Raw genomic sequence first — 18,266 nt, 5'->3', positions numbered from 1 at the left:
TATTATGTGACGCATGATAGCGACCGATCCGGGGGACGCCGAGCGGCAGACCCAGTTGCTGCGGGGGGCGCTCGACATGTGCCTGCTCGCACTGCTGGCCCGCGAGCCCGCCCACGGTTACGAGCTGGTCCGCCGGGTGGAGGCGGCCGGCTTCGACGGGGTCGGCTACGGCACCGTCTACCCCCTGCTGACGCGCATGCGCCGGCTCGGGTTGGTTGCCGACGAGCTGCAGGCCAGCCCGGCCGGGCCACCGCGCAAGGTCTACGCGCTCACCGCGGCCGGCCGGGCCCGGCTGGGGTCGTGGCAGCAGCAGTGGGCCCGGTTCGTCGGCGTCGTCGACGCCATGCTGAGCGACACCGTCACCGAGAGCCCGAGGAGCTGACCGTGGACCCCATCGACGACGCGCTGGCCACCGCCGACCGCGCCTGGCGGCAGCACGGCGTGCAGCGGGCCGACCGCGAGGCGCTGGCCGCCGACCTGCGCCTGGACCTGGAGTCGGCGGCCGCGGACGGGGTCGCGCCGGAGCGGCTGCTCGGCGAGGACGTGTCCACCTTCGCGCGGCGGCTCGCCGACGAGGCCGGCGTCCGGCGCGAGCCACCGGAGCTGGGGCGACTGATCGGCACCACCCTGACCGGCGCTGCGCTCGGCGCCGCCGTCGGCTACGCGTTCTTCGTGCTGTTCTTCCAGGTCGCCGCCCGCACCTTCGACATGCCGCGCGGCACCCACGTGCCGGTGCAGGTCGCCGTCGCGGTCTTCTACGGCATCCCCGCCGTGATCGTCGTCGTCGGTGCGGTGACCGCCGTCCGCTACCACCTGCGTGCGCTGCCGCGGATCCGGGCGACCGTGCACGCGATGTGCCTCCTGCTGCCCCTCGCCGGCATCGTCATCACGCCGATCACCATGGGTTTCGCCGCGCTGACCGGTTTCAGCACCTGGGCGCCCGTCGTGCTCACCGAGATGCTGCTGGTGCTGGCCGCCCTGGCCGGCGCGACCGTGCTGGCCCGCCGCTGGGCGCTGCGCGAGCAGGCCGGGATGCGGCAGACCAGCACGGCCTGAGGCGTACAACGGGATGGTCACGGTTGTTTAGCTCGACTCGACCGGGGGGTACATGCCGCGCCGCATCCCCCACACGAATTGAGGAACACCAATGAGCATCCAGGCTCTCTTCTACCTCATCGCCGTCATCCTGCTCGTGCTCGCCGCGCTGCCGATCGGCACCCGGGGCATCTCGCTGGCCCTGCTCGGCGCGGCCTTCGCCCTGCTGGCCTTCTCCTGGGACACCATCACCGGCTGACCCGGCGGTAGATGACGGCCTGCCACGGTTGCAGGACCAGATCCTCGGGCGCCGCGGCGTTGGTGAGCAGCAGTTCGGCTGCCTCCCACGCCGCGGCGTCGTCGATCTCGGCCCGGACGGCCTCGCCTGAGAAGTTGCCGATGACCAGCAAAGTCGTGTCGCCGTGGGTACGGGTGAAGGCGTACAGCCGCTCGTCGTGCGGCAGCAGCATCGTGAAGTCGCCGTAGACGACCGCCGGCTCCTCGTGCCGCAGCGCGATCAGCTTGCGGTAGAAGTGGTAGACCGAGTCCGGGTCCTTGACCGCGGCCTCGGCGTTGACCTGCTCGTGGTTCGGATTGACGGCCAGCCAGGGTGTGCCGGTCGTGAAGCCGGCGTGCGGCGAGGCGTCCCACTGCATCGGCGTCCGGGCGTTGTCCCGGCCCCGGGCCCGCAGCACGGTCAGCACGTCCTCCGGGGCGCGGCCCTCCTGGTCGACGGCCTGCACGTACTGGCCCAGCGCCTCGATGTCCCGGAAGTCGGCGATGGTGGCGAACGGCGCGTTCGTCATCCCCAGTTCCTCGCCCTGGTAGACGTACGGCGTCCCGCGATGCAGGTGCAGCACCGCGCCCAGCATCTGCGCCGACCGGACCCGGTACCGCGGTGAGTCGTCACCGAAGCGGGAGACCACCCGCGGCTGATCGTGGTTGTTCCAGTAGAGACTGTTCCACCCGTTCTCGGCCAGCCCCGCCTGCCAGCGGCCCAGGATCGCCTTGAGGTCGGTGAGCCGCAACGGGTACAGCAGCCAGGGGTCCTCGCCCCGGTCGACCCAGACGTGGTCGAACTGGAAGACCATGTCGACCTCGCCGCGGGCCGGGTCGGTGAACAGCTTCGCCTCGTCGATCGTCACGCCCGGCATCTCGCCCACGGTCAGCAGCTCCTGCGGGCGGCCGGCGAAGACCCGTTCGTGCATCTCGTGCAGGAACTCGTGGATCCGCGGGCCGTTCATGTAGGACGCCGAGCCGTCCCCGTACGTGATCCCCGGCCGCACCGGTCCGTCGGGCAGCGTGGTGTCCTTGGAGATGTAGTTGATGACGTCCATCCGGAAGCCGTCCACGCCCCGGTCCAGCCACCAGTTCATCATCGTGTAGACCGCCTCGCGGACCTCCGGGTTCTCCCAGTTCAGGTCCGGCTGCTTGCGGCTGAACAGGTGCAGGTAGTACTCGCCGGTGGCCGGGTCGAACTCCCAGGCCGGGCCGCCGAACGCCGCGCCCCAGTTGGTCGGCTCGGCGCCGGGCGTACCGGGCTCCATGCCGTCGCGGGCCGGCCGCCACCAGTACCAGTCGCGCTTCGGGTTGTCCTTGGACGAGCGGCTCTCGGCGAACCACGGGTGCTCGTCCGAGCTGTGGTTCACCACCAGGTCCATGATCAGTTTCATGCCGCGGGCGTGCACCCCGGCCAGCAGCTCGTCGAAACCGGCCAGGTCGCCGAAGACCGGATCGATGTCCTGGTAGTCACTGATGTCGTAGCCGTTGTCGTCCTGCGGCGACGGATAGACCGGGGACAGCCAGATCACGTCCACGCCCAGACCCGCGAGATGGTCCAGATGCGCGCTGATCCCGCGCAGGTCACCCATGCCGTCCCCGTCGGCGTCGGCGAAGCTGCGCGGATAGATCTGGTAAACGACGGCGCGGTGCCACCAGGGGTTCTGCATAGTCACTCCTTAACACGGGAACCTCCCGCGAAACATCGGATCCGCTCCCATACTGGGGCCCATGAGAGTGGCACTGCTCGGACCGGTCGCCTGGCGCACCCCGCCGGTTCACTACGGACCCTGGGAGCTGATCACCAGTCTGCTCGCCGAGGGGCTGACCGCGCGCGGGATCGACGTGACACTGTTCGCGACGCTCGACTCGGTCACCAAGGCCACTCTCGACGGCGTCTGCCCGAGTGGCTACGAGGACACCCCGGAGCTCGACGGCCGGGTCTGGGAGGCCCTGCACGTCGCGTACGCGCTGGAGCGCTCCGGCGACTTCGACCTCGTGCACAACCACCTCGACTGGCTGCCGCTGGCGTTCTCCGCGCACTGCCGGGCGCCCATGCTGACCACGGTGCACGGCTTCTCGGGGCCGAACATCCTGCCGGCGTACCGGCGGGGCCGCTCGCACTACGTCTCCATCTCGGACGCCGACCGCTCCCCCGACCTGGACTACCTGGCCACCGTCTATCACGGCGTCGACCTCGAGGGGCTGCCGTTCGACCCGGTCGGCGGGGACGGCCTGGTGGCCTTCGGGCGCATCCACCCGGACAAGGGCACGCACACCGCCATCGAGATCGCCCGCCGGGCCGGCCGCCGGCTGACGCTCTGCGGCATCGTGCAGGACCGGCGCTACTTCGCCGAGCAGGTGGAGCCGCACATCGACGGGGACCGGGTGGTCTACCTGGGCTCGGTCGGGCCGGCGCAACGGGCCGAGATCCTCGGTGGCAGCGCCGCCCTGCTGCACCCGATCCTGTTCGCCGAGCCGTTCGGGCTCTCCGTGGTCGAGTCGATGATCTGCGGGACGCCCGTGGTGGCGTACCGGAAGGGATCGATGCCCGAGGTGGTCGACGAGGGTCTCACCGGCCGGTTGGCCGACGACGTCGACCAGGCGGTGGCCGCGGTGGCCGACGTCGCGCGGCTGGACCGCTCGGCCTGCCGGGCGCGGGCCCGCTCGCGCTTCGGCGCGGACCGCATGGTCGAGGACTACCTGGCGATTTACCGCGATCTGGTCGGCTGAACAGCCGTTCTTGTTAATGTCTCATTACCGAATTGCGGCATTTTCACAGTCAGTCGCCGCCGAAAGCTGAAGCGTGCGCTCACGCTCCACGCCCGCGCGCGCCGGTTTGTGCTGCGGGGAGGCAGCCTCTGATCAGAAAGGTCCGTCATGCCCGCGACCTACGGCTTCCTGAGCACCTATCCCCCCACCCAATGCGGTCTGGCGACGTTCAACGCGGCGCTCGCCAGTCACCTGACGGGCGGCACGCCCGGCAGCGGTGTGGTCCGGCTGCTCTCCGCCGACGCCGCCGGGGGCGGACTGGCGGTCGACCGTACGGCGCCGCGGGTCGCGCACACCTGGCACACCGACACCCCGGGCGGCTGGATGGCCGCGGCCAACGTGCTCAACCGCTTCGACGTCGCCATCGTCCAGCACGAGTACGGCATCTACCCCGGCCTCGACGGCGACGAGGTGCTGCCGCTGCTGCGCGCCCTCAAGGTGCCGACGATCGTCGTCCTGCACACCGTGCTCAGCACCCCCTCGGTCACCCAGCGCATCGTGCTGGAACGCATCGTGGCCGCCGCCGACGCCGTGGTCACCATGACGGACACCGCCCGGCAGCGGCTGAGCACCGGCTACCGGATCGACGCCCGCAAGGTCACCGTCATCCCGCACGGCGCCGGCAGCCACTCCAGCGCCCCGCGCGAGGTCCATGACGTCCCGCACCTGCTCACCTGGGGACTGCTCGGGCCCGGCAAGGGCATCGAGTGGGCCCTGCGCTCGCTTGCCCTGCTGCGCGACCTCAGCCCGATGCCGGCGTACACGGTGGCCGGACGGACCCACCCCAAGGTGCTCGAACACCACGGCGACGTCTACCGCGAGTCGCTCAAGGCGCTGGCCGCCGAACTGGGCGTTGCCGACGCCGTCCGGTGGGACGACGTCTACCACGACCAGGCGACGCTGAGCCGGCTGATCCGCTCGGCCGACGTGGTGGTGCTGCCGTACGACTCCACCGAGCAGGTGACCTCCGGTGTGCTCATCGAAGCCGTCGGCGCGGGCGTGCCCGTGGTGGCCACCGAGTTCCCGCACGCCGTGGAGCTGCTCGCCGACGGCCCCGGCCTGCTCGTACCGCACCAGGACCCGCCGGCCATGGCCGCCGCGATCCGGCACCTGCTGTCCACCCCGGACACGGCGCCGCACCTCAACGGACTCGGCGGCGCCCCGACCCTGCGCTGGCCGGCCGTCGCCGCCCGCTACCAGGCGCTGGCCACCCGCCTGGTGCAGCACCGCACGCCCGCCACCGCCCCCGTACCCGCGTGAGCGTCTCGCTGCGGCTCGTGCCGCCGCCGATCCGGCTCGTCGACGCACCCGAGCCCAACTGGTCCCAGATCGCCCGGCTCTCCGACGACACCGGGCTGCTCGAACACGCCCGGCACGCCACCCCGCGGCGCGAGCACGGCTACTGCGTCGACGACGTGGCCCGCGGGCTGCTCGTCGCCAGCCGGGAACCGCAGCCCACCGCCCTGGTGGCCGGGCTGGCCGAACGCTACCTGGGCTTCCTCACCCATGCCCTGACCGCGGACGGCCGGTGCCACAACCGGCTCAGCTACGACCGGCGCTGGCTGGACGAGCCCGACCTGGGCGACTGGTGGGGCCGGGCGGTATGGGGGCTGGGCACGGCGGCCGGTCGCTGCCCGGTGCCGTGGATCCGGGCGGAGGCCCGTACGGCGTTCACCATCGCCGTGCGCAAGCGCTCACCCTGGCCCCGGGCGATGGCCTTCGCCGGCCTGGGCGCGGCCGAGGTGCTGCGCGCCGACCCCCGCGCCGGCGCGGCGGCCGAACTGCTCGGCGACGCCGCCACCGTGGTCGGGCTGCCCGACTCCGACCCCGAATGGGTGTGGCCGGAACGCGAACTGACCTACGCCAACCCGGCCCTGGCCGAGGTCCTCATCGCCGCCGGTGACCTGCTCGGCGACGAGCCGCTGCTCACCGACGGGCTGCGGATGCTGAGCTGGCTGTGCCGGACGCAGGAGCACCAGGGCCACCTGTCCACTGTGCCGGTCGGCGGCTGGCGGCCGGACGTGCCCCGGCACCGCTACGACCAGCAGCCGATCGAGGCCGCGGCGACGGCCGACGCCTGCGCCACCGCGGGCGCGGTGACCGGGGACGACCGCTGGGACGCGCCGCTGTTCCAGGCCATCGCCTGGTTTCTGGGTGACAACGACTCCGGCACCGTCATGTACGACCCCCTGACAGGTGGCGGGTATGACGGATTGACCCCGACCGGGCCGAACCTGAACCAAGGCGCCGAATCCACGCTCGCACTCGTCTCCACCCTCCAGCACGCCCGCGCGCTGGCCGGGCGGAGCGCGACCCGACCCTCAGGCGGCCCGGCATGACCGATTGCACCGAGCGTCACCCCCCGGCGGCCCGCCACGGCCGCGACCGGGAGGGCCATGAGGGCATGCCGAAGGAGGCACAGTCATGACGGCAACGATGGACCCTCAGGACGTCCGGACCACCACGTTGGCCAAGCGGCACGCGCTCACCATGCAACCCGACGGCCGGCGGGTCGTCATCAAGCTGTTCGTGCCCGGCGAGGACGCCCAGCTCGGGCAGAACCGGGCCTCGCTGATCATCGAGCGGATCCTGCAGCTCGACGACGACGAGATCACCCGGCTGCTCGACGACGTGCTGGCCCGCTTCTCCGGGCGCCACCACGACATCTGCGCGACCTTCCAGCACCACTACGACCTGGTGCAGCACCGGGTGCCGCCGGACATCGAGCTCTCCCCGAGCGCCCGGGCGCTGATCGGGGCCTACTTCAGCCACGAGTTCTCCGTCGAGGCGGCGGCGCTGTGCAATCCGTCGATGGTGCCGCACCCGGACCAGAGTGACCTGGCCCCGGGCGAGCTGCGGGCGGCGATCAGCCTGCGCCAGATCGGCGAGGGGCACATCTCCTCGGTGGGTTTCTGCTCGGCCGTGCTCGGCCCGGACGACCAGTTCCGGCTCGAGGACCGCGACGGGCCGCTGATGATCGGCCAGCGGGTCGGCGCCAAGCACCACCGTGACCTGCTCGCCGCCGGGCTGGCCGAGGAGGACCTGGACAACGAGATCACCGCCACGGTGCTGTCCTCGCTGCCCGACCGCTACGACGACGAGGAGTTCGAGGACGTCCTCGGCCATCTGCCCGGCGAGCTGCTGGCCCGGCCCACCGCCAACGAGTCGCTGGAGGCCATCCGGCGCATCGTGGCCAGCGACTACGCGGTGACCTTCCCGGCCACTGTGCCGCTGCACGAGCGGGTGCTGTGGCCGGCCACCCCGGCCGAGAGCAACGGCATGGAGGACGCCCGCTTCGTGCAGGTCGAGGAGGCGGACGGGCGGACGGCGTACCACGCCACCTACACCGCGTACGACGGGCGGCACATCGGCGGGCGGATGATGCACACCCGCGACCTGCGGCACTTCGAGGTCACCGCGCTGCGGGGCCCGGCGGCCCGCAACAAGGGCATGGCGCTGTTCCCGCGTACGGTGAACGGCCGGCATCTGGCGCTGTGCCGCTCCGACGGCGAGACCCTGGGGCTGAGCGTCCGCGACGAGCAGAACCGCTGGCAGGACGCGGTGCCGCTGCTGATGCCGCACCGCGGCTGGGACCTGATCCAGGTCGGCAACTGCGGGTCCCCGGTGGAGACCCAGGCGGGCTGGCTGGTGCTGACCCACGGCGTGGGCCCGATGCGGCGGTACGCGATCGGCGCGATGCTGCTCGACCTCGACCACCCGGAGCGGGTCATCGCCGACCTGCCGCACGGGCTGCTGGAGCCCGACGAGACCGAGCGCGAGGGGTACGTCCCCAACGTCGTCTACTCCTGTGGCGGGCTGGTGCACGCGGGGCGGTTCTGGCTGCCGTACGGGGCCAGTGACGTCCGGGTCGGCTTCGCCAGCATCCCGCTCGACGACCTGCTCGCCGCGATGGTGCCGGTCGTCTAGCGCGCGTCGTGCACCAGCAGGGCGACCTGGACGCGGTTCGTCAGGTCCAGTTTGGTGAGGATGCGCGACACGTACGCCTTGACCGTGGCCGTGCTCATCCGCAGGGCCGTACCGATCTCCTGGTTGGTGCGGCCCTGGGCCACGAGCAGTGCGACATCGTGCTCGCCGGGGCTGAGCTGCTGGAGCGCCGCGCGGGCCCGGTCGCGTCCCGGGTCGTGCGCCGCCGCGGCGACGTGGTTCATCATCCGGCGCAGCACCTCGGGCGAGAGCATCGGCTCGCCCGCGGCGACCCGGCGCACGGCCCGCGCGATCTCCTCGGGCGGGGTGTGCTTGAGCAGGAAGCCGCTGGCGCCGGCGCGCATCGCCCGCAGCACGTGCGCGTCGGTGTCGAAGGTGGTCAGCACGATCACCTCGGGTGGTTCGCGGCGGGCGCGCAGCGACTCGGTGGCGGTGAGGCCGTCCAGGCCGGGCATCCGGATGTCCATCAGCACCACGTCCGGGCGGTGGGTGCCGACCGCGGCGGCGACCTCGGTGCCGTCGGCGACCGCGCCGGCCACCTCGATGCCGTCGAACGCGGCCAGCATCATCGTCAGGCCGGCCCGCACGAGCGCGTCGTCGTCCACGAGCAGCACCCGGACCGGCTGCGGCTCCGCGGTCACGGGGTCCACGGCAGCCAGGCCCGCAGGTGGAACTCGCCGGTCGCGGTGGGGCCGTGGTCCAGCCGGCCGCCGGCGAGCTGCACCCGTTCGCGCAGCCCGACCAGTCCGGTGCCCGAGCCCGGCAGCCCGGAGCCGCCGGCCCGCAGCAGGTTCCCGACCTCCACGACCAGTCCCTGCTCGGCGTGGCCGGTGACCGCGACCCGTACGCGCGCGCCGGGCGCGTGTTTGCGAGCGTTGGTCAGCGCCTCCTGCACGATGCGGTAGGCGTGCCGGCCGACCCCGGCCGGCACCCCGTCGGCGGCCATTCGCAGCTCCACCCGTTCTCCGGCCTCCTGGGACTGGGCGACGAGCGCGGGCACGTCGTCGAGGGTCGGTTGCGGACGGTCCTCGGCCGGCTCGCGCAGCACGCCGATCACCTGGCGCAGTTCCTCCAGCGCGTCGTGGGCGCTCTGCCGGATCACCCCGGCCGCCAGCCGTTCGCCCGCCGGGGCGTCCCGGCGCACCTCCAGCGCTCCGGCGTGCACGGCGAGCAGCGAGATCCGGTGGGCCAGCACGTCGTGCATCTCCCGGGCGATCCGTTCCCGTTCGGCCAGCCGGGCCTGCCCGACGCGCAGTTCGTCGCCCTGTTCGGCCTCGCGGGCCCGTTCGGCCAGGGACCGGACCAGCCGGCGCTGGGCCCGGACCAGCATGCCGATCCCGACGAGGATCACGTGCAGCAGCACCAGGAACGTCGTCGCCTCCCAGTAGGTCCGGGTGGGGCCGAGCGCGATCAGGTAGACGGTGGCCAGGGAGACGGCGTGCACCGCGGTGACGGCGACGGCCACCGCGGCCGAGCGGTACAGGGCGACGGCGAACAGGGCGATCGGGGTGGCGCCCATGGGCAGCCCGAAGAGCAGGCCGAGCACGATCAGCACGAGGGCGAGCGCCACCGGGCGGCTGCGGCGGTACCTGATCAAAGCGGTGACCGCGACCGCGCCGGCGGCCAGCTCGACCCCGATCGGCCAGCCGTCGCCCTCGCTCAGGGTCGACGCCAGGAAGAAACTGCCCAGGGCCAGGGCGGTGCCGGCCAGGGCCGCTTCGACGAGCCAGCGCCTCATGACTGGACCGTACTGTGCCGGGGCCGGCTCGCGCAGTGGCCGGTCGGCGGCCGCGGCGTCGACTTTGGTCGACGCGGGTGCGACCACCGCCGCTGGCGGGAGCCCGGCGGCGGCCCGAAGACTCGGCAGTCGTGGACGAGACGATTGTGGCGACCCCGTGGTGGGCCCGGGTGGCGGTGTGGACAGCGTTGCCGGCGGCCGGCGCCGGGCTGGGGTGGGTGATACGCGAGGTGCCGGGTTGGGTGCTGCGCATCCCGTTCGTGCCGGTACGGGGGCCGCTGCGCCTGGTGGACCGGTTCGACGAGCCGTGGGCGACGCTCGGCGCGATGGTGCTCGGCACGATCGCCGGCCTGGTGCTGGCCGGGCTCGTCGACCGGGAGTCCCTGACCGTGCGCATCTCGGGCACGCAGGTGACGCTGACCCGTCCGGGCACCACCCGCGCATTGCCGCGCAGCGCTGTGGCGGTGGCCTACCGCGAGGGCGACCAGCTCGTGCTGCTCGGGCCGAGCGGGCGGGAGGTGGCCCGGGAGCCCTCGCACCTGTCGGTCGCGCGGCTCGCCGCGGCCTTCGGCACCGTGTGGTCGGCGCAGGACCCGTACGCCGGCTCCTATCGGCGCTGGGTGCCGGACCTACCGGATGTCCCGGCTGAGGCGGCGGCGCTCTTCGCCGCCCGGCAGCAGGCGCTGGACAAGGGTGACAGCGACGACGCCCGGGACCTGCGCGAGGAGCTGGCCCGGCTCGGTTTCGTGCTGCACGACCGCAAGAAGCGTCAGCACTTCCGCCGGGTGGAAGGGCTCTAGACGGTGGCCGCGACCACCCAGATCGTCAGGACCGCGAGGAACTCGCCGTCGGCGCCGGCCTGCTCCACCTGGTCGAACCAGCGCTCGCGCAGCCCGGTCGGGGTCATCCACGACTCCTGCGGCACCTGGGGATTGACCATCGGCAGCACCACCGCGGCCGAGTCCGGGTCGGGGAAGTAGCAGGTCACCGGGGTGGCGCTGATGTCGCGCAGGCCGTAGCCGACGAGCCGGCGGCGCAGCGTGCGGCCCATGTCGAGCCGGCGCGGGGTGAGCCGGCCGTGCAGGTGCGCGACGATCGTCTCGGCCAGCCCGGTGTCGACACCGTCGAAGGCCAGCGAGTCCCAGTCCGTGTCGAGCAGGCAGAGCCGGCCACCGGGGCGGATCACCCGGATCAGCTCGCCGATCGCCACGTCCGCGTCGTCGACGTGCTGCAGCACGCGCTCGCACCACACGCCGTCGAAGCTGTCGTCGGGCAGGTCGAGGTCGGAGACGTCGCCGGTCAGGTACCGGATGTCGCCGCCGTCGTGGCGGTCGCGGGCGGCGGCCAGCGTGGCCGCGGAATGGTCCAGGGCGATCACCTCGCCGCCCGGCGCGACGGCCGTCGCCAGGGCCCGGGCGACATCACCGGCGCCGCAGCCGGCGTCCAGCAGGCGCTGCCCGGCGGCCGGGCGCAGGGCCTGCCACGCGGTGTGCCGGACCCGGCGGATCTCCGGGTGGCGGGACATCCCCTCGAGGGCGGCCACCAGCATGGCGAACATGTCCGGCGGGATGGCGTCGAGGTCCGCGAAGGGGGTGCGGTCCAGCTGTGCGGGCTCCATGGCTCCGATCGTCGCGCGGCGCGGGCCACGCTGTGGGCAGCGGTCAACCTTCCGACACGGGAAGGCTCGGATTCCGGAAGTTTTCACCGATCGGGTGACTGTGACCCGCATCAGGCAGCTGCTGCCCGCCGGCAACCTGGACCGTACCCGGCTGGCCGCGACGATCCTCGGCTGTCTCGGTCTGGCCGCCGCCCTGGCCCAGGTCGGCAACGAGGAGCGGTCGCCGAGCTGGCACCTGGCGTCGTTCCTGGCCATCCTGCTCGTGATGGTGGCAGTCGGGCTGACCCACCGGCGCGGCCGGGCGCCGTGGTGGGACTCGATCACGCTGCCGGTGCTGATCACCATCGGTGGCGCCGGTCTGCGGGACCCGCTCGCGACCATCGGGCTGGCCTTCGCGGTCGCCCTGGCCCTGAGCCTGTACGGCCCGTCGAGCCTGTGGATCGTGCGTACGATCGGCGGGTTCGCGGCGATCCCGGCCGCCCTGGCCATCTCGCCGGTCTCGCTCGGCCGGGTCGTCTCGTGGCACTCCCCCACCGTGCTCGGCATGCTGCCGCTGCTGGTGCTGACGAGCGCGATGATGCGCGGCATCTACCTGGCGCTGCGGCACCAGGAACGGGTCAGCGCGCGCGACGCGGTGCTGGCCCGGACCGGCAGCCGCATGATCAGCCTGACCGAGGTCACCGCCGTGCGCCGGCTGGGCGTGGAAGCGGCGAACGCCATCGTCGCCCTGACCCCCGGGGTCGCGATGGCGATCGTGCGCCGCGACGAGCGGGGCCTGTTCATCAAGGCCGTGGCCGGTCTGCCGGAGTCGTTGCTGCAACAGCCCGTGCCCGACTCGATCGTGACCGGACCGGCCGGGCTTCAGGAGCTGGCCCCCGGGTTCCGGCACTGGCGGGTCGAGACCTTCTCCGCGGACCTGCATCTGCTGGTCGGCGGGCGCAACCCGGTGGCCGAGGACGTCGTGGCGGCGTTCCGTACGGTGTCCAACCAGGTGGTGCTCGGGGAGGCGGCCTGCGTCTCGCACGCCGAGCTCGACCACCGGGCACACCACGACCACCTCACCGGGCTGCCCACCCGCGACAAGTTCTTCCGCGAACTGGACGCGGCGACGGCGGCCGGGCCGCCGGGCAGTGTCGCGCTGCTGCTCATCGACCTGGACGATTTCAAGGCGGTCAACGACACGTACGGGCACGCGGCCGGCGACGAGCTGCTGGTCGAGCTGGCCGGCCGGATCGTCGGCGCGGGCGGGCCCGGCAGTGTGGCCGCCCGGCTCGGCGGCGACGAGTTCGCCCTGCTGCTGACCGGGCTGGGCGCCCCGGGCGACGCCGACGCGACCGCCTGCGCGGTGAGCGCCGCCATCGTCGCCCCGGTCCGGCTGACCGACGCCACGGTGACGGTCGGCGCCTCGATCGGCATCGCCGCGGCCACCGCCGGCTGCCGCGCCGGCGAGCTCACCCGGCACGCCGACCAGGCCATGTACGCGGCCAAGGCGCACGGCAAGAACCGCGTCGAGCGCTACGACCCCGACCGGCTGCAACCCGCCTGAGCGGCCCGGCCGTCCGGTGCGCGGCAGCGGTGAAGATCGCGGGACGTAGGATCCGGTCCATGACGGCTACACGGATCGGACTGGTGGGGTACGGCTCGGGCGGGCGGATCTTCCACGCCCCCCTGCTCGCGGCGGCGGAGGGTGTCGAGTTCGCGGGTGTGGTGACGCGTTCCGCCGAGCGGCGCGCCGAGCTGGCCAAGGGCCACCCCGGCGTGCCCGCCTTCGACTCGCTCGCCGACCTCGCCGCGGCAGGTGTCGAAGCCGTCGCCATCTCCACCCCGGCGGCCACCCACGCGGCCCTGGCCCGCGAGGCGATCGCGCTCGGCCTGGCCGTGGTGGTGGACAAGCCGTTCGCGCTGGACGCGGAGGCCGCCCGCGAGGTCACCACGCTGGCCGCCGACGCGGGTGTGCTGCTCAGCGTCTACCAGAACCGCCGCTGGGACTCCGACCTGCTGACCCTGCGGCGCCTGATCGGCGAGGGGGCGCTCGGCGAGGTCCGCCGGTTCGAGTCGCGTTTCGAGCGCTGGGCGCCGGACCGGGAGCCGCCCGCGGCCGGCGGTGGCACGCTGCTCGACTTCGGCGCGCACCTGGTCGACCAGGCGCACCTGCTCTTCGGCCCGGCCACCCGGGTGTACGCGGAACTGCGCGGCGACGGCGACCTGGACGACGACGTCTTCGTGGCCCTGCACCACGAGAGCGGCGTCGAGTCGCACCTGTGGGGCAGCTGGCGGCAGGCGGCACCGGGTCCCCGCCTGCGGGTCAGCGGCACAACGGGCACGTACATCGTCGACGGCATCGACGGGCAGGAGGCGGCGCTCAAGGCCGGCCGTTCCCCCGCCGGCCTCGGCGACCGCTGGGGAGCCGAGCCGGAGCACGTGTGGGGACGGCTCTACCGCGGGGCCACGGGTGCGCCGGTCCGCAGTGAGCGCGGCCGGTGGGACACGTTCTACCCGGCGTTCGCGGCGGCTGTCCGCGGCGAGGCGCCGGTCCCGGTCGACCCGTGGGACTCGGTCCGCAACATGGACGTGCTGGACGCGGCCCGGATCAGCGCGACCACCGGCGAGACGGTCGGGCTCTGAAGCGGCCGCACCGGCGGCCCAGGCGCGCGGTCGGGCTCTAGCGCGGCCGCACCGGCGGCCCAGGACGCGCGGTCGGGCTCTAGCGCGGCCGCACGTGCGGGCCCAGAACGCGGGCCGTGGCCAGGGACCCTGCGAAGGTGGCCGGCTCCAGGTCCAGACCGGCCGGCAGCCAGGCCGGTTCACCCTGATCCGGATCGGTCGCCGCGGCCAGGACATCGGCCGGGCTCAGACCCGCCTCCAGTAACGCGGCCAGCTCCCGCGGGTTGATCCCTGGCGGTAACGGGCCGTTGCCCAGATCGGTGCCGTAGCGCACTTTTCCGCCGTGGCCGAGGAATCGCCGCAGGTTGCCGAGCGCCACCTCACGCTCGGGCGTCGCGGTGCCCCAGCCGTGGATGTCCAGCGTGCTGATCCAGGTCATCCGGGCCGCGCAGTCCCGGATCAGGCCGTCGTCGAGGGCCTCGGTCCACGGGGTGTGCGCGAGCACGTCAGCCCCGGCGGCCAGGGCGGCGGCGACCGTACCCGGCCCTTCCGCGTGCACGACCACCGGCAGCGTCACCGCGTGGGCCGCCTCGACCACCGCGGCCAGCGTCGCGTCGCTGAGCATCGGGCCGCCGGCGTGCGCGGTCACCTTGATCAGCGTCGCCCCGCCGCCGTGCGCCTCGTCGACCGCCGCGGCCGCGTCCGCCGCCGACAGCACTTCGCGGCAGCTGCCGGCGGGCGCCCACGACCGGTCGCCGGGATAACCTCCGGGTGCGATCAGAAACGGACCAGCGAAGCGTACGGCCGGAGCACCGCGCGCCGCCTCGGCGGCGACCTTGGCCGGCACCCCGCCCAGGTCCCAGACCGACGAGATGCCCCCGGCCCGCACCGTCGGCAGATCCACCAGCGCCGAGTGCACGTGCGCGTCGCGCAGCCCGGGCAGCACCGTCCCGGGCAACCGCCGCCGCGCCGCCCCGGCCGGCACCTCGGCAACCGGCACGACCACCCGGCCGCCGAACGCCCCGGCCCCAGCAACCGCGCTGGCCCCAGCGACCGCCCCAGCCCCAGCGACCGGGCCGGCCCGAGTGACCGAGCCGGCCTCAGCGGCCCCGGCCTGAGTGACCGAGCCGGCCTCAGCGGCCCCGGCCTGAGTGACCGAGCCGGCCTCAGCGGCCCCGGCCTGAGTGACCGCCCCGGCCTCAGTGACCGAGCCGGCCCCAGCCGCCGGCCGGGCCGGGCCCAGCGCCACGCCGGTCCGCAGCCGGCCGTCCCACCACAACGAGTCCGGCAGCAGCCAGTCCGGGCCCGCCGGGCTCACGACTGTTTCTCGAGCAGGGTGCGCAGCACGGCCAGGCCCCGGTGCACCTCGGCGAAGCTGGTGCTCAGCGGGGCCGGCCCGATCCGGATGCCGTCGGGACGCCGGTAGTCCGGGATGACGCCGTTGTCCCAGAGGCTTTCCAGCAGCTGCTCGAAGCCGGGGCGGCGCAGCGTGACGTGACCGCCGCGCAGCTCCGGCTCGCGGGGGCTGACCACCTCGACGCCCAGCGGCGCCAGCCAGCGGTCGGCCAGCTCCAGGGCATAGCCGGTGAGCAGCACGGACTTGGCCCGTACGGCTTCGATGCCGGCCTCGGCCAGCATGTCCAGGTTGGCGTGCAGCGGGACCATGGCCAGGATCGGCGGCGTGCCGCTGAGCAGCGCCCGTACCCCTTCGGCCGGTTCGTGGCCCGGGCCCATCTCGAACGCCGCCCGGTGGCCCATCCAGCCCTGGATCGGCTGCCGCAGCTCGCCCTGCAGCTCGCGGCGCAGGTAGCCGAAGGCGGGCGCGCCCGGGCCGCCGTTGAGGTACTTGTAGGTGCAGCCGACGGCCAGGTCCGCGCCCCAGTCGTCGAGCCGCACCGGCACCGAGCCGACCGAGTGGCTCAGGTCCCACAGCGTCAGGGCGCCCGCGGCGTGCGCGATCCGGTTGATCTCCGCGGCGTCGGCGAGCCAGCCCGATCGGTACGCGACGTGGCTGAACAGCACCAGCGCGGTGTCCCCGTCGACCACCTCGGCGACCTGGGCCGGCGTGATACCGATGGCCGGGTCCGTCTCGATCCACACCAGGCTCAGGCCGCGCTCGGCGGCGATGCCCTCCAGCACGTACCGGTCGGTGGGGAAGTTGTCGGTGTCCAGCACGATGTTGCGCCGGCCGGGCCGGGCGTCGACCGCGGCCCGGGACAGCTTGTAGAGCAGCACCGTCGTGGAGTCGGCCACCACGACCTGGCCGGCGGCGGCCCCGAGCGCGACCGCGCCGAGCCGGTCGCCGAGCTGCAGCGGCCACTCCAGCCAGCCGTCCGTCCAGCCGCGGATGAGCCGGCCGGCCCACTGCTCGCGGACGAACTCGTCGAGCAGCTGGGCGGTGGCCCGCAGCGGCCGGCCGAGCGAGTTGCCGTCCAGGTACGAGACGACGTCGAAGCCGTCCGGGGTCAGGAAACGCTCGCGCAGGTGGGCCAGCGGGTCAGCGGCGTCGAGGGCCTCGGCCCGGGCCAGCAGGTCGTCGCTCATGCGCCCGCCACGCCGATCTCGGTCCGGACCGCGTACAGCTCCGGGAAGAAGGTCAGGTCGAGCGCCTTGCGCAGGAAGTTCACGCCGCTGGAGCCGCCGGTGCCGGCCTTGAAGCCGATCGTGCGCTCCACGGTCTTGAGGTGGCGGAAGCGCCAGAGCTGGAAGTTCTCCTCCAGGTCGACGAACTCCTCGCAGGCCTCGTACGCCTCCCAGTTGGCGTCCGCGTTCTCGTAGATCTTGGTGAAGACCGGGACGAGGTCCTCGTGGTACCGGTATCCCTCGGTCACGTCCCGTTCCAGCAGCGAGACCGGGACGTCGTGGCCGTGCCGGGCCAGGTAGCGCAGGAACTCGTCGTAGACGGTCGGCGCCTCCAGCGCGCCCAGCAGCAGCTCCTGCGCCGCCGGGTCGTCGTCGAAGACGGTGAGCATCCGGCGGTCCTTGTTGCCGAGCAGGAATTCGACCGCGCGGTACTGGTACGACTGGAAGCCCGAGGACGTGCCGAGGAAGCTGCGGAACTCGGCGTACTCCGACGGCGTGAGGGTGGCCAGCACCGACCACTGCTCGGTGAGGCAGCGCTGGATGTGCTTGACCCGGGCCAGGCCCTTGAGCGCGGGCCGCAGGTCGTCGGCGGCGAGCTTGCGCTGCACGGCGCGCAGCTCGTGCAGGATCAGCTTGAGCCAGAGCTCCGACGTCTGGTGCTGCAGGATGAACAGCAGCTCGTCGTGGTGCTCCGGGACGCTGACCGGGTGCTGCGCCGAGAGGACCTGGTCGAGCCGCAGATACCGCCCGTACGACATGTTGACCTTGAAGTCGCGGACGATGCCGCTCTCCAGGGGCCGTTGATTCGACGACACGTGCCTGCCCTCCTCAGATGATTCACCTGAAGGAGATCACACCCGTCAGATGTTGGCGAGCGGCCCGTCGGTAAGGATCGGACCCCAGTACACCCACTGACCGTCGTGCCGCACGAAGCGGCTGCGCTCGTGCATCTCCCCGGGCCGGCCCGCGTCGCGATAGTGGGCCCGGAACTCCACCACGCCCTCGGCGTCGAAGAGCCCGCCGCGGCTGGTGCCCAGCACGTCGAGCCCGGTCCAGCGCAGGCCCGGGTCCGGCTCGACGTCCGCCGGCCGGGTGTCCGGGTGCCAGGACCGCAGCACGTACGCCGCGTCGTCCAGCACGAAGGCGACGTAGCGCGAGCGCATCAGCCCCTCCGCGGTGGCGGCGGCATGGCCCCGGTGCGCCGGGCCGCAGCACTCACCGTACGGCTGGCCGAGCCCGCACGGGCACGGCTTCGCGTCGTCGAAGCCGGTCAGCGTCGTGGTGCGGCGGGATGCGCGTCGGGCCATGCCCTCATTCTTGCTCACCGGCGGGGTCGAGCGACCGGTAGTAGCGGATCTTCCCGCGGATGTGCTCGCGCTGCTCGGCCAGTTCGGCCAGGCGCCGGCCGATCTCGCGGTCGTGCTCCTCGAGCAGCTCCACCCGTTCCCGCAGGGTGCGCTCGTCGCGGGTCAGGTCGGCGTAGCGGCGCATCTGGGCGATCGGCATGCCGGTGTCGCGCAGGCAGCGCAGGATGCCCAGCCACGCGATGTCGTCGTCGTCGAAGACCCGCTGCCCGCCGGGGGTACGGGCGATGTCGTCGAGCAGCCCGATCCGTTCGTAGTAGCGCAGGGTGTCGAGGCTGAAGCCGGTCTTGTCGGCGATCTCGCCCGGGGAGTAGGTCGGCATCCCGCG

The 18,266-nt window shown here is 73.2% G+C and carries 19 protein-coding genes; 10 read left to right on the top strand and 9 right to left on the bottom strand.

Annotation, left to right across the window (positions count from 1 at the left end; translation table 11 throughout):
* Positions 1-13: 13 nt before the first annotated feature.
* From AB0C12_RS28955 to AB0C12_RS28945, 3 genes are all read left to right on the top strand, one after another.
* Positions 14-382: a PadR family transcriptional regulator gene (locus tag AB0C12_RS28955; protein WP_360552992.1), complete on the top strand. Its 369-nt coding sequence runs from the start codon at positions 14-16 to the stop codon at positions 380-382.
* 2 nt (positions 383-384) lie between these two features.
* Positions 385-1,056 carry a hypothetical protein gene (locus tag AB0C12_RS28950; protein WP_360552991.1) on the top strand — a complete coding sequence of 224 codons (672 nt, stop codon included), beginning with the start codon at positions 385-387 and terminating at the stop codon, positions 1,054-1,056.
* Positions 1,057-1,147: 91 nt separating this feature from the next.
* Positions 1,148-1,294, top strand: coding sequence for a hypothetical protein (locus AB0C12_RS28945; protein WP_212990991.1), 147 nt, complete (start codon positions 1,148-1,150; stop codon positions 1,292-1,294).
* Here AB0C12_RS28945 and AB0C12_RS28940 read toward each other — a convergent pair.
* Complete coding sequence (locus tag AB0C12_RS28940; protein WP_360552990.1) at positions 1,284-2,984, bottom strand: alpha-glucosidase; 1,701 nt, start codon at positions 2,982-2,984, stop codon at positions 1,284-1,286. The two genes, AB0C12_RS28945 and AB0C12_RS28940, sit on opposite strands and share 11 nt — an antisense overlap.
* 61 nt (positions 2,985-3,045) lie before the next feature.
* Between AB0C12_RS28940 and AB0C12_RS28935 the strand changes: the two genes are divergently transcribed.
* From AB0C12_RS28935 to AB0C12_RS28920, 4 genes are all read left to right on the top strand, one after another.
* Positions 3,046-4,047, top strand: coding sequence for a glycosyltransferase family 4 protein (locus AB0C12_RS28935; protein WP_360552989.1), 1,002 nt, complete (start codon positions 3,046-3,048; stop codon positions 4,045-4,047).
* Between the two features lie 147 nt (positions 4,048-4,194).
* Complete coding sequence (locus AB0C12_RS28930; RefSeq protein ID WP_360552988.1) at positions 4,195-5,346, top strand: glycosyltransferase; 1,152 nt, start codon at positions 4,195-4,197, stop codon at positions 5,344-5,346.
* The gene (locus AB0C12_RS28925; RefSeq protein WP_360552987.1) at positions 5,343-6,425 is read left to right on the top strand and encodes a glycosyltransferase; all 1,083 of its coding nucleotides are present in this window, start codon (positions 5,343-5,345) and stop codon (positions 6,423-6,425) included. Before AB0C12_RS28930 ends, AB0C12_RS28925 begins: the two co-directional genes overlap by 4 nt.
* A gap of 85 nt (positions 6,426-6,510) precedes the next feature.
* Positions 6,511-8,013: a glycoside hydrolase family 130 protein gene (locus AB0C12_RS28920; RefSeq protein WP_360552986.1), complete on the top strand. Its 1,503-nt coding sequence runs from the start codon at positions 6,511-6,513 to the stop codon at positions 8,011-8,013.
* Here the strand turns inward: AB0C12_RS28920 and AB0C12_RS28915 are convergent.
* Complete coding sequence (locus AB0C12_RS28915) at positions 8,010-8,672, bottom strand: response regulator transcription factor (RefSeq protein ID WP_360552985.1); 663 nt, start codon at positions 8,670-8,672, stop codon at positions 8,010-8,012. The genes AB0C12_RS28920 and AB0C12_RS28915 overlap by 4 nt on opposite strands.
* Positions 8,669-9,769, bottom strand: coding sequence for a histidine kinase (locus tag AB0C12_RS28910; RefSeq protein WP_360552984.1), 1,101 nt, complete (start codon positions 9,767-9,769; stop codon positions 8,669-8,671). The genes AB0C12_RS28915 and AB0C12_RS28910 overlap by 4 nt, the downstream gene beginning before the upstream one ends.
* 131 nt (positions 9,770-9,900) lie before the next feature.
* Between AB0C12_RS28910 and AB0C12_RS28905 the strand changes: the two genes are divergently transcribed.
* Positions 9,901-10,569 (top strand): hypothetical protein, encoded by a 669-nt coding sequence (locus AB0C12_RS28905; protein ID WP_360552983.1) that lies wholly within the window; start codon positions 9,901-9,903, stop codon positions 10,567-10,569.
* On the opposite strand, the gene AB0C12_RS28900 is transcribed toward AB0C12_RS28905, so the two are convergent.
* Positions 10,566-11,387: a methyltransferase domain-containing protein gene (locus AB0C12_RS28900; protein WP_360552982.1), complete on the bottom strand. Its 822-nt coding sequence runs from the start codon at positions 11,385-11,387 to the stop codon at positions 10,566-10,568. The two genes, AB0C12_RS28905 and AB0C12_RS28900, sit on opposite strands and share 4 nt — an antisense overlap.
* 100 nt (positions 11,388-11,487) lie before the next feature.
* On the opposite strand from AB0C12_RS28900, the gene AB0C12_RS28895 reads away from it, so the two are divergent.
* Both AB0C12_RS28895 and AB0C12_RS28890 read left to right on the top strand, forming a co-directional pair.
* Positions 11,488-12,933 (top strand): GGDEF domain-containing protein, encoded by a 1,446-nt coding sequence (locus tag AB0C12_RS28895; RefSeq protein ID WP_360552981.1) that lies wholly within the window; start codon positions 11,488-11,490, stop codon positions 12,931-12,933.
* 59 nt (positions 12,934-12,992) lie between these two features.
* Positions 12,993-14,012 (top strand): Gfo/Idh/MocA family oxidoreductase, encoded by a 1,020-nt coding sequence (locus tag AB0C12_RS28890; RefSeq protein ID WP_360552980.1) that lies wholly within the window; start codon positions 12,993-12,995, stop codon positions 14,010-14,012.
* A 79-nt stretch (positions 14,013-14,091) separates the two neighbouring features.
* On the opposite strand, the gene AB0C12_RS28885 is transcribed toward AB0C12_RS28890, so the two are convergent.
* From AB0C12_RS28885 to AB0C12_RS28865, 5 genes are read right to left on the bottom strand one after another with little or no spacing between them, the layout of a single operon-like run.
* Complete coding sequence (locus AB0C12_RS28885; RefSeq protein WP_360552979.1) at positions 14,092-15,309, bottom strand: amidohydrolase family protein; 1,218 nt, start codon at positions 15,307-15,309, stop codon at positions 14,092-14,094.
* The gene (kynU, locus tag AB0C12_RS28880; protein WP_360552978.1) at positions 15,306-16,535 is read right to left on the bottom strand and encodes a kynureninase; all 1,230 of its coding nucleotides are present in this window, start codon (positions 16,533-16,535) and stop codon (positions 15,306-15,308) included. The genes AB0C12_RS28885 and kynU overlap by 4 nt, the downstream gene beginning before the upstream one ends.
* Positions 16,532-17,389, bottom strand: coding sequence for a tryptophan 2,3-dioxygenase family protein (locus AB0C12_RS28875; RefSeq protein WP_360552977.1), 858 nt, complete (start codon positions 17,387-17,389; stop codon positions 16,532-16,534). The genes kynU and AB0C12_RS28875 overlap by 4 nt, the downstream gene beginning before the upstream one ends.
* Positions 17,390-17,434: 45 nt before the next feature.
* Positions 17,435-17,881, bottom strand: coding sequence for a YchJ family metal-binding protein (locus AB0C12_RS28870; RefSeq protein WP_360552976.1), 447 nt, complete (start codon positions 17,879-17,881; stop codon positions 17,435-17,437).
* 4 nt (positions 17,882-17,885) lie between these two features.
* Entirely contained in the window at positions 17,886-18,260 is a 375-nt protein-coding gene (locus AB0C12_RS28865; RefSeq protein WP_360552975.1) for a MerR family transcriptional regulator, read from the bottom strand.
* Between the last annotated feature and the right edge of the window lie 6 nt (positions 18,261-18,266).

This window comes from Actinoplanes sp. NPDC048967 (genome assembly GCF_040649415.1).
Classification (GTDB): domain Bacteria; phylum Actinomycetota; class Actinomycetes; order Mycobacteriales; family Micromonosporaceae; genus Actinoplanes.
Note: the sequence above shows the minus strand (reverse complement) of the source record. Positions and strands in the feature narration are given on the sequence as shown.

Coding starts and splice junctions, on each gene's coding strand:
- AB0C12_RS28955 (WP_360552992.1), top strand. CDS start 14: ATGATAGCGACCGATCCGGGGGACGCCGAGCGGCAGACCCAGTTGCTG.
- AB0C12_RS28945 (WP_212990991.1), top strand. CDS start 1,148: ATGAGCATCCAGGCTCTCTTCTACCTCATCGCCGTCATCCTGCTCGTG.
- AB0C12_RS28940 (WP_360552990.1), bottom strand. CDS start 2,984: ATGCAGAACCCCTGGTGGCACCGCGCCGTCGTTTACCAGATCTATCCG.
- AB0C12_RS28935 (WP_360552989.1), top strand. CDS start 3,046: ATGAGAGTGGCACTGCTCGGACCGGTCGCCTGGCGCACCCCGCCGGTT.
- AB0C12_RS28930 (WP_360552988.1), top strand. CDS start 4,195: ATGCCCGCGACCTACGGCTTCCTGAGCACCTATCCCCCCACCCAATGC.
- AB0C12_RS28920 (WP_360552986.1), top strand. CDS start 6,511: ATGACGGCAACGATGGACCCTCAGGACGTCCGGACCACCACGTTGGCC.
- AB0C12_RS28910 (WP_360552984.1), bottom strand. CDS start 9,769: ATGAGGCGCTGGCTCGTCGAAGCGGCCCTGGCCGGCACCGCCCTGGCC.
- AB0C12_RS28900 (WP_360552982.1), bottom strand. CDS start 11,387: ATGGAGCCCGCACAGCTGGACCGCACCCCCTTCGCGGACCTCGACGCC.
- AB0C12_RS28890 (WP_360552980.1), top strand. CDS start 12,993: ATGACGGCTACACGGATCGGACTGGTGGGGTACGGCTCGGGCGGGCGG.
- kynU (WP_360552978.1), bottom strand. CDS start 16,535: ATGAGCGACGACCTGCTGGCCCGGGCCGAGGCCCTCGACGCCGCTGAC.
- AB0C12_RS28870 (WP_360552976.1), bottom strand. CDS start 17,881: ATGGCCCGACGCGCATCCCGCCGCACCACGACGCTGACCGGCTTCGAC.
- AB0C12_RS28865 (WP_360552975.1), bottom strand. CDS start 18,260: ATGCCGACCTACTCCCCGGGCGAGATCGCCGACAAGACCGGCTTCAGC.